The 8,613-nt window shown below is 42.8% G+C and carries 5 protein-coding genes; 3 read left to right on the forward strand and 2 right to left on the reverse strand.

The genetic code is table 11. From position 1 onward, the window contains the following. Positions 1–92 precede the first annotated feature (92 nt). The 3 genes from RCZ04_RS00975 to RCZ04_RS00985 all read left to right on the forward strand — a co-directional run bounded on the left by RCZ04_RS00975 (position 93) and on the right by RCZ04_RS00985 (position 6,364). Positions 93–815, forward strand: a complete 723-nt coding sequence (locus RCZ04_RS00975; protein ID WP_460484058.1) for a hypothetical protein — start codon at positions 93–95, stop codon at positions 813–815. A gap of 28 nt (positions 816–843) precedes the next feature. Further along, positions 844–5,301, forward strand: a complete 4,458-nt coding sequence (gene dnaE, locus RCZ04_RS00980; protein WP_460484059.1) for a DNA polymerase III subunit alpha — start codon at positions 844–846, stop codon at positions 5,299–5,301. 139 nt (positions 5,302–5,440) lie between these two features. Beyond that, on the forward strand, positions 5,441–6,364 hold the full coding sequence (locus tag RCZ04_RS00985) for an aspartate carbamoyltransferase catalytic subunit (protein ID WP_460484060.1): 924 nt from the start codon (positions 5,441–5,443) through the stop codon (positions 6,362–6,364). Positions 6,365–6,448: 84 nt separating this feature from the next. On the opposite strand, the gene RCZ04_RS00990 is transcribed toward RCZ04_RS00985, so the two are convergent. Both RCZ04_RS00990 and RCZ04_RS00995 read right to left on the reverse strand, forming a co-directional pair. After that, on the reverse strand, positions 6,449–7,318 hold the full coding sequence (locus tag RCZ04_RS00990; RefSeq protein ID WP_460484061.1) for a bile acid:sodium symporter family protein: 870 nt from the start codon (positions 7,316–7,318) through the stop codon (positions 6,449–6,451). Positions 7,319–7,979: 661 nt separating this feature from the next. Beyond that, the coding region (locus RCZ04_RS00995; RefSeq protein WP_460484062.1) for a T9SS type B sorting domain-containing protein at positions 7,980–8,613 on the reverse strand (634 nt) is incomplete at its 5' end.

The following is an 8,613-nucleotide window of genomic DNA, read 5'->3' on the forward strand; positions in this document are numbered from 1 at the left end:
CAGATGAGTAGGACGAGGCTGAGAAGTAGGAGGTACTTGTTATTAGAGATTATTTTTGTATCTTTGCACCCATAAAGAATATTGCTAATACAATGAAAAAACTTTTAACCTCGTTGTGCTTCCTGAGCGCAATAACAGTGGTTTTTGCTCAAGATGAAGAACCAAACATCACCGCTACTGAAATCACAACTGCTAAGCGTACTTCCTATTCCTTTGAAGTAGGCTTCGATGCGGGTATGCCTATCTATACTGATCTTAAAGATTTAGACAAAGCTCTACAAGCCGCAGGTAACCCCGTGTTGTCCAAGAATTTGGATTTCTCAAGTAATATACTGTTTAGCAGCTATATTACCTTGCGTCGCAACCGTTGGGGATTGATGTTTCAGACCTTTGCTGCCAATCTTAACACCGAGGCAAATACTGATAAACACTATTATGACGGCGATATCAGTGGCTCTGCTTGGGGGGTGCTCTTCGATGCGGTGAAAACTAATAATTTCACCCTATCGCCTTATGTGATGCTGGGCTATCACAAAGCTGAAGTGTATTTGGATTACAAGTTCGAACAAGGAGTAGTACCCACTTTCTTACAAATCAATGCAAAGGAAAACCACCTGAATGTAGGGCTCAAGGCTTATTTTAGAGTAGGTACTTGGCAAGAAGACCGCCTACAGCTATTCGTCAATGGCGATGTGGCTTATCTTCAAGCTTACGGTGGTACTTGGCGTTTTGATAATCGTCGCATCGATGCTAAAGATTTCGGATTATCAGGCTTTACTATTTCCGGTGGTGTCACCCTCCGCTATACAGATTAACAATCAACATATCTCTTACCTAAATCAAATGTACTTAATATTTGATACTGAAACCACGGGCTTACCCCGCCGTTGGGATGCCCCCCTTACCGATAGTGATAACTGGCCTCGTGCCGTGCAGATTGCTTGGCAATTGCACGACCAGTGGGGCGCACTCATAGAACATCAGGACTTTTTGATAAAGCCCGATGGTTTCGATGTGCCTTATGATGCCGAAAAAGTACACGGTATTTCTACCCAATTAGCAGAAGCACAAGGAGTGCCTATCGCCGAGGTGTTCAAAGCGTTCAACGAGGCACTCAGCAAAGCGCAATATGTGGTGGGACAAAATATAGGTTTTGATATCAATATTATGGGGGCTGAGTTTTACCGTTATGGGGTGGAGAGTCCGCTTACGCAGATGCCCGTAATCGACACTTGTACTGAGGCAACTGCCAATCTCTGTCAGATAGCTGGCGGAAAAGGAGGTCGTTATAAGTTGCCCACCCTCACCGAGTTGCACTCTTTCCTCTTTGGCGTACCCTTTGCCGAGGCACACAATGCCACTGCCGATGTAGAGGCAACCACCCGCTGTTTCTTTGAATTGATACGACGCGGTGAAGGCTTTCAAGAAGGTACTTTTAGCAACGACTATATCAAAGAATTTCAAGGACATCACACCTCACCTATAGGGCTTATCGGACTCAAGCACGTGAACCTCAAAGAGGCTTCCGATGCCTTGCGAAAAAGCAGTAGCACTGCGCAAACTACCGAACCTCACGCCGATGCTTCATTGTTAGAAAATGCGGTGTTTGCTCACCTGCACAACCATACACAACACTCTATATTACAATCTACTACCTCTATAAAAGACCTCGTAAAAATCACTGCCAAAGAGAAGATGCCTGCCGTAGCGCTTACCGATAGTGGCAATATGATGGCTGCCTTCCACTTTGTGCAAGCCGTACAAGGGCATAACAAAGAAGCGGAAGCTAAAAACAAAGAGGCTCAAGAAAAGGGCGAACCCCCTACCGAAACGCTCATCAAGCCCATTATAGGTTGTGAGTTCAATATCTGTGAAAATCACTTAGATAAAACCCGACAAGACAACGGCTACCAAGTGGTGATTTTAGCTAAAAACAAACAGGGCTATCACAATCTTACCAAAATGGCTTCTATCGCTTCTACCAAAGGCTTTTACTATGTACCTCGTATAGATAAGGCGATTGTAGAGCAGTACAAAAGCGACTTAATGGTGCTCTCAGGAGGTATGAATGGCGAAGTGCCATCAAAAATATTAAACATTGGTACCAAGCAGGCGGAAGAGGCGCTCTTGTGGTGGAAAGAGCAGTTTGGCGACGACTTCTATCTGGAGGTGATGCGCCACAACCAAGAAGATGAAAACCGCGTAAACGAAACCCTTGTAGAGTTTTCTAAGAAATATGGGGTGAAACTCATCGCTACTAACAATACCTTTTATCTCCATAAAAAAGATGCCAATGCGCACGATATTCTGTTGTGTGTGAAAGATGGCGAAAAGCAGAAAACACCTATTGGGCGCGGTCGTGGCTATCGTTTTGGAATGCCTAACAACGAGTATTATTTCAAAACTACCGCCGAAATGAAGGCGCTCTTTAAGGATATTCCTGAGGCGATTCTCAATATTCAAGAAATTATCGACAAGGTAGAACCCTATGGCTTGGCACGTGATATCCTCTTGCCTAAGTTTGATATCCCCGAAGAATTTCAGGTGGAAGACGACCCTACAGGCAAAAAAGGTGAAAACAACTATTTGCGTCATCTCACTTATGAAGGGGCTAAACGCAAATACCCCGAAATTACCGATGAGGTGCGCGAGCGTTTGGACTTCGAGCTTTCCATTATCGAAAAAACGGGTTACCCAGGGTACTTCCTTATCGTACAAGATTTTATCGCCGCAGCGCGGAAGATGGGCGTATCAGTAGGCCCTGGTCGTGGGTCGGCTGCAGGCTCGGCAGTAGCGTTCTGTTTGGATATTACCAATATGGATCCTATTAAGTACGACCTCCTCTTTGAGCGTTTCCTCAACCCCGACCGTGTGTCTATGCCCGATATCGATATCGACTTCGAGGACTCTGGTCGCCAAGATGTCATCAACTATGTGATTGATAAGTATGGCGAGAGTCAGGTCGCACGGATTATTACCTATGGTAAAATGGCTGCCAAATCGGCAATCAAAGATACTGCTCGCGTGCTGGATGTACCTCTACAAGAGTCAAATAGATTAGCGGGCTTAGTGCCTAATGGAGTGTCGTCTTTAGGGAAGATGTTCGGTTGGGACGATAAAACCCTCAAAGAAAAAGTGCGCAGTGAAGAACTGTCAAAAGTAGACGAACTGAAACGCCTTTTAGCAGGAGAAGGGGAGGAGGAGAGTACCCAAACCATTCAGCAGGCAAATATTATTGAAGGTTCGGTGCGCAACACGGGTATCCACGCTTGCGGGGTGATTATCACCCCCGATGATATCACCAACTTTGTACCCGTAGCTTTAGCCAAAGATTCCGACTTATTTGTGACTCAGTTCGATAACTCGGTAGTAGAGAGCGCAGGGTTGCTGAAAATGGACTTCTTGGGGCTCAGTACCCTCACACTTATCAAAGATACTATTGAAAATATCAAACAAACACATAATATAGAGCTCGATGCAGAGGCTTTTCCGCTCGACGATAAAAAAACTTACGAACTCTTCCAGCGTGGTGAAACGGTCGGGATTTTCCAATACGAGTCCACCGGTATGCAGAAATATATGCGAGAGCTTAAACCTACCGTCTTTGCCGACCTTATCGCGATGAATGCTCTCTACCGTCCAGGCCCATTGGAATATATACCGAGCTTTATCAAGCGGAAACATGGTATTGAGCCTATTGAGTACGACCTCCCCGATATGGAGGAATACCTCAAAGAAACTTATGGAATTACCGTATATCAAGAACAGGTGATGTTGCTATCGCAGAAATTGGCAGGTTTTACCAAAGGTGAAGCCGACGTGTTGCGTAAAGCGATGGGTAAGAAACAGATAGCTGTGCTAGCGAAGATGAAACCTAAGTTCATTACCCAAGCCTCTGAAAAAGGTCACGACGCCCAAAAACTCGAAAAGATATGGGCAGACTGGGAGAAGTTTGCCGCTTATGCGTTCAATAAATCGCACTCCACCTGTTATGCGTGGGTGGGGTATCAAACGGCCTACCTAAAAGCCAATTACCCTGCCGAGTATATGGCAGCGGTATTGTCTAATAATATGAACGACATCAAAACGATTACTTTCTTCCTCGAAGAGTGCCACCGTATGGGTATCAAGGTGTTACCTCCTGATGTAAATGAATCGTTGTACAAATTTACCGTAAATAAAAATGGTGATATACGCTTCGGGATGGGGGCTGTAAAAGGGGTAGGAAAAGCTGCTGTCGATACGATTGTAGAACAACGCCAAGAGCGTCCTTATACCTCTATTTTCGATTTGGCAAAACGCGTAGATTATAAGAGTATCAACAAAAAAGCCTTTGAAAGTATCGCTTTGGCAGGAGGTTTTGATTCGTTCACTAATGTACACCGCGCACAGTACTTCCACGCCGAAGCCGATGGCATTCCGTTCCTCGAAAAAGCGATACGTTTTGGCAACAAATTCCAAGAGAGCAAGAACTCCGCTCAAATGAGTCTGTTTGGAGGTGAAAGCGAAGTGGATGTGCCTGAACCTTCGGTACCTAAGTGCGAAGAGTGGGGCAACTTGGAACAGTTGCGCCGTGAGAAAGAAGTGGTGGGTATCTACATCTCGGGGCACCCGCTTGATGATTTCAAGCACGAGTTAGAAAACTTCTGCAATATCAGTCTATCGCAATTGCAAGACTTGAATCCTTTTATTAACCGTGAGCTCACTGTGGCGGGTATGGTAGCCGATTTACAACACCGCACAGCTAAGAACGGAAAAGGTTACGGCTTTTTTACGCTTGAAGATTACGACGGCTCTCACGAGTTTAAGCTCTTTGGTGATGACTATTTGAACTATCAGAAGTATATGGTGCCAGGGGCGTTCTTGTATATCAAGTTCAAGGTAGTGGAAGGATTTTTGAATAGGGAAACCAACCAGCGCGGCGAACCTCGTATGCAGTTTGTACAGATGATGCAATTGCAAGATGTGATGGAAACCCTCTCTAAAAAACTTACTTTGCACGTGAATATAGAGGAAATTAACCAAGATTTGATTACAAAATACAAAGATTTGCTACAAAAGCACAAAGGGAAACAGCCTATTTACTTTGTTGTGCACCATCACAATGAAAATATTCATCTAAATATGGAAAATGGCAATCTAAAGGTGGCAATTACTAAATCTTTTTTAGATGATTTAGATGCATTATTTGCAAAATATCACCTTAATGACCGCAGAATGGAGAAAATCATTGCTAAAAAAGCAGAAGAAACCCACGATGATGAAGAAATGGCAATCGAAGATTTAGGACTATCAGATTAGATGATTTGTCTGTTTGCCCATTTGCCATTTGCTAATTTCTATCTAAAGACTAACTACTAGCAACTAAAAAATCTTCATTTGTAACTCGTAGTTTGTAATTATTTTGTATCTTTGCACAACCACTTAAATACAATACACTATGAGTGCCTTGAGCGTCAATCACCTGTTGGGCATTAAGTATATCACTGAGGGGGATATACAGTTGATATTTGAAACGGCTGACCACTTCAAAGAGGTCATCAACCGCCCTATTAAAAAAGTACCTTCGTTGTGCGATATTACTATTGCCAATCTTTTCTTCGAGAATAGTACGCGCACCCGTCTTTCGTTTGAATTGGCAGAAAAACGCCTCTCTGCCGATGTGATTAACTTTTCAGCTTCACAATCATCGGTAACTAAGGGGGAGACCTTAGTAGATACCGTGAATAATATCCTCTCAATGAAAGTGGATATGGTAGTAATGCGTCACCCGAACCCTGGTGCAGGAATCTTCCTCTCACAACACGTGAAAGCGGCTATCGTAAATGCTGGCGATGGGGCTCACGAACACCCCACACAAGCGCTTTTAGACTCGTATTCTATACGTGAACGCTTAGGAGAGGTTGCGGGCAAAAAAGTAGTGATAGTGGGGGATATATTGCACTCGCGTGTAGCGCTTTCGAACATCTTTGCACTTCACAAGCAAGGAGCTGAAGTGATGGTATGCGGACCCAAGACGCTTATTCCTAAATACATTCACGAACTTGACGTAAAGGTAGAAACTGACCTACGCAAAGCCCTGAACTGGTGCGATGTGGCAAATATGTTACGCATCCAAAACGAACGCTTGGACATCAGTTATTTTCCTTCTACTCGAGAATATGTTCAACAGTACGGACTTACCAAAGAAATTTTGGATAGTCTCGACAAAGAAATAGTGATTATGCACCCAGGACCTATCAACCGAGGGGTAGAAATCACCAGCGAAGTAGCTGATAGTTCCCAATCGATTATTTTGCAACAAGTAGAGAACGGGGTGGCGATACGAATGGCGGTAATTTACTTATTGGCGAGCAAGATTTAATCAGGTAAAGGGTAAAAGATAAAAGGTAAAAAAGTGCGATGTTTGAATTGTAAACATCGCACTTTTTGTTTTCTATTATGAAACCTAAAATCTTCTAATTCTGATAGTGATAAGGGCAAAAGCAAAGGTAGTAAAGAAAGAGAATATAGCATAGACGAGCGCGGGTTTGGTCATATCGGCATTGCCCATAAGGGTGCCCGCTACTAATATGGCTAAAGCGGTGTTCTGCAATCCTACTTCAATACTGATAGTTGTTGCTTGTACTCCTGAGAGTTTAAAAGGCTTCAAAGCGATGAAATAACTAAGTATCATCGCGCTGAGATGCATTAGGAGGGTAGCAGGCAAGAGACGGATAATTTCATCTACTGAAATACCACTTCCGCCTGATTGTTCATCACCAAAAAACTTGATAAAGAACACAATCCCCAATAATATAGTATTGATTACCTTTAAAGGAAAGCGAATTTTAAGTGAAGTATTAGGAAAAAACCGGTTGAAGAGCAATCCTAAGAAAGCTGGTATTATAATGATTTTGGCTACTTCCCATACCATATTGAGCACGGGTAGGGAGACCTCAGTATGTCCGCCCATAAAAATGGCTACAGCCCAATTGGAAAGCACTGGAATGGTGAGCAATATGAGCAAACTGTTAATAGCGGTAAGGGCTACTGCTAAAGCGGTATCGGCTTTGATAAGATAGCTAATAAAATTGGAAGTAGTACCTCCGGGACATATTGATACGATGATGAGCCCTACTTTTTCAGCAGGAGGTAAATTGGAAAGTTCAGCAATAATAAAAGCACAGATAGGCAAAAAGACCATCTGCAAGAAAAGCCCCAAGTACAAGGGCTTTGATTTTTTAAATATGTTCTCAAAATCGGTGAAGCGCAAGGAACTGCCTATTGCAAAGGTAATAAGCATTAGCACTGCCGAAAGAAGGTAATCTATAAACATCAGGGTTTTCTAATAATTATTAGGTATCGGCGACAAAGGTACGAAACATTTTTTAATTGGCAAATCCGTCAATAATACTGATAATGCCAATAATACTGATAATGAACTTTGCCAAAGTTAGAAACTTTGGCAAAGTTTGGAGGAGTCGCATGTTTCGGATAAGTCAGATTTTTCTGGAAATTCTGAAGAGTAAGCTACACAGTGATGAAGAATTGGAGGAAGTGAAAGATAACGAAGAATATCGGAAGAGAGTTTTTAGGTAAAAGGTAAAAGATGGACTGTGAGATGGGTATGGTTAGCTTATACAAAGCTTATAGGAAGCTTATACGAATCTTGGACGATTGTTATACAAAGGGTATATAACTAATTGATTAATAGTATAATACAATAATACTAAAAATGCCGAAAATAGGGTTTCGAGGCGAAAGAAAAGAAAGAGGCAATAGGAGAAAATGGACGAGGAACGAATGACAAATATGGACTTCTTCAAAGGAGAACTGTGATAACGGTAAGACGGTGCGATTTATACGAACAGGTGAAGAAAAGTGATAGAAGTCTGGAGTGATAGGGATAGGGATAAAGAAAATGAAGGAATGGAATTAAAACAAAAAGGGCTGCCAGAAAGTTTCTGGGCAGCCCTTTTTAGTTTATTATAGATATACTACTTTTTGATATATAACCAGCCTACTTCAGATTGCTTATTATTATTTTGATCGTAGTATTCAATCACATAATAATAAGTACCTTGTGGCAATTTATCGGAAGCTTCTACTGTTGCACGACCGTCGGAGATACCTCTGAACACGCGTGTTACGTTGTCGTAGCCACTTACCTCGAAGACTTTCACGCCCCAACGGTTATAGATGCGTACCACATTGTTCGGATAGTTTTCTATGCCACCAATATGGAAGTGATCGTTTTTACCGTCACCATTTACTGACATACCGTTGTAAGGCACGAGTTTGTTCACAATATCAACCGTTACGGTAGCACTGCTACAACCTGCTGAGTTACAGATTTCGTAGACAAAAGTATCAGTTCCTACGAAGCCTGTATGAGGTGTATATTCCACAGTATTATCGGCATTTACAACTACTGTACCGTTCGCTGGTTGCGTTACTACGTTAGGGGTAGTGGCTCCGTTGAGGGTATCGTTAGGCAATACCGCAATATTTACAGGCGTATTCAACGGTGTTGAAACTCTATCGTCTACGGCTACCGGAGTAGGTGTAGGTGTTACTGTTCCCCTACCGTTACTACCAAGGTTTGTGTACCGGTGCAGTTCGTTGGGTTCA

Source organism: Capnocytophaga sp. HP1101 (assembly GCF_054772415.1).

Bases quoted from the DNA above. Each gene is read 5' to 3' on its own strand.
- RCZ04_RS00990 (WP_460484061.1), bottom strand. From the start codon at position 7,318: ATGTTTATAGATTACCTTCTTTCGGCAGTGCTAATGCTTATTACCTTT.
- dnaE (WP_460484059.1), top strand. From the start codon at position 844: ATGTACTTAATATTTGATACTGAAACCACGGGCTTACCCCGCCGTTGG.
- RCZ04_RS00975 (WP_460484058.1), top strand. From the start codon at position 93: ATGAAAAAACTTTTAACCTCGTTGTGCTTCCTGAGCGCAATAACAGTG.
- RCZ04_RS00985 (WP_460484060.1), top strand. From the start codon at position 5,441: ATGAGTGCCTTGAGCGTCAATCACCTGTTGGGCATTAAGTATATCACT.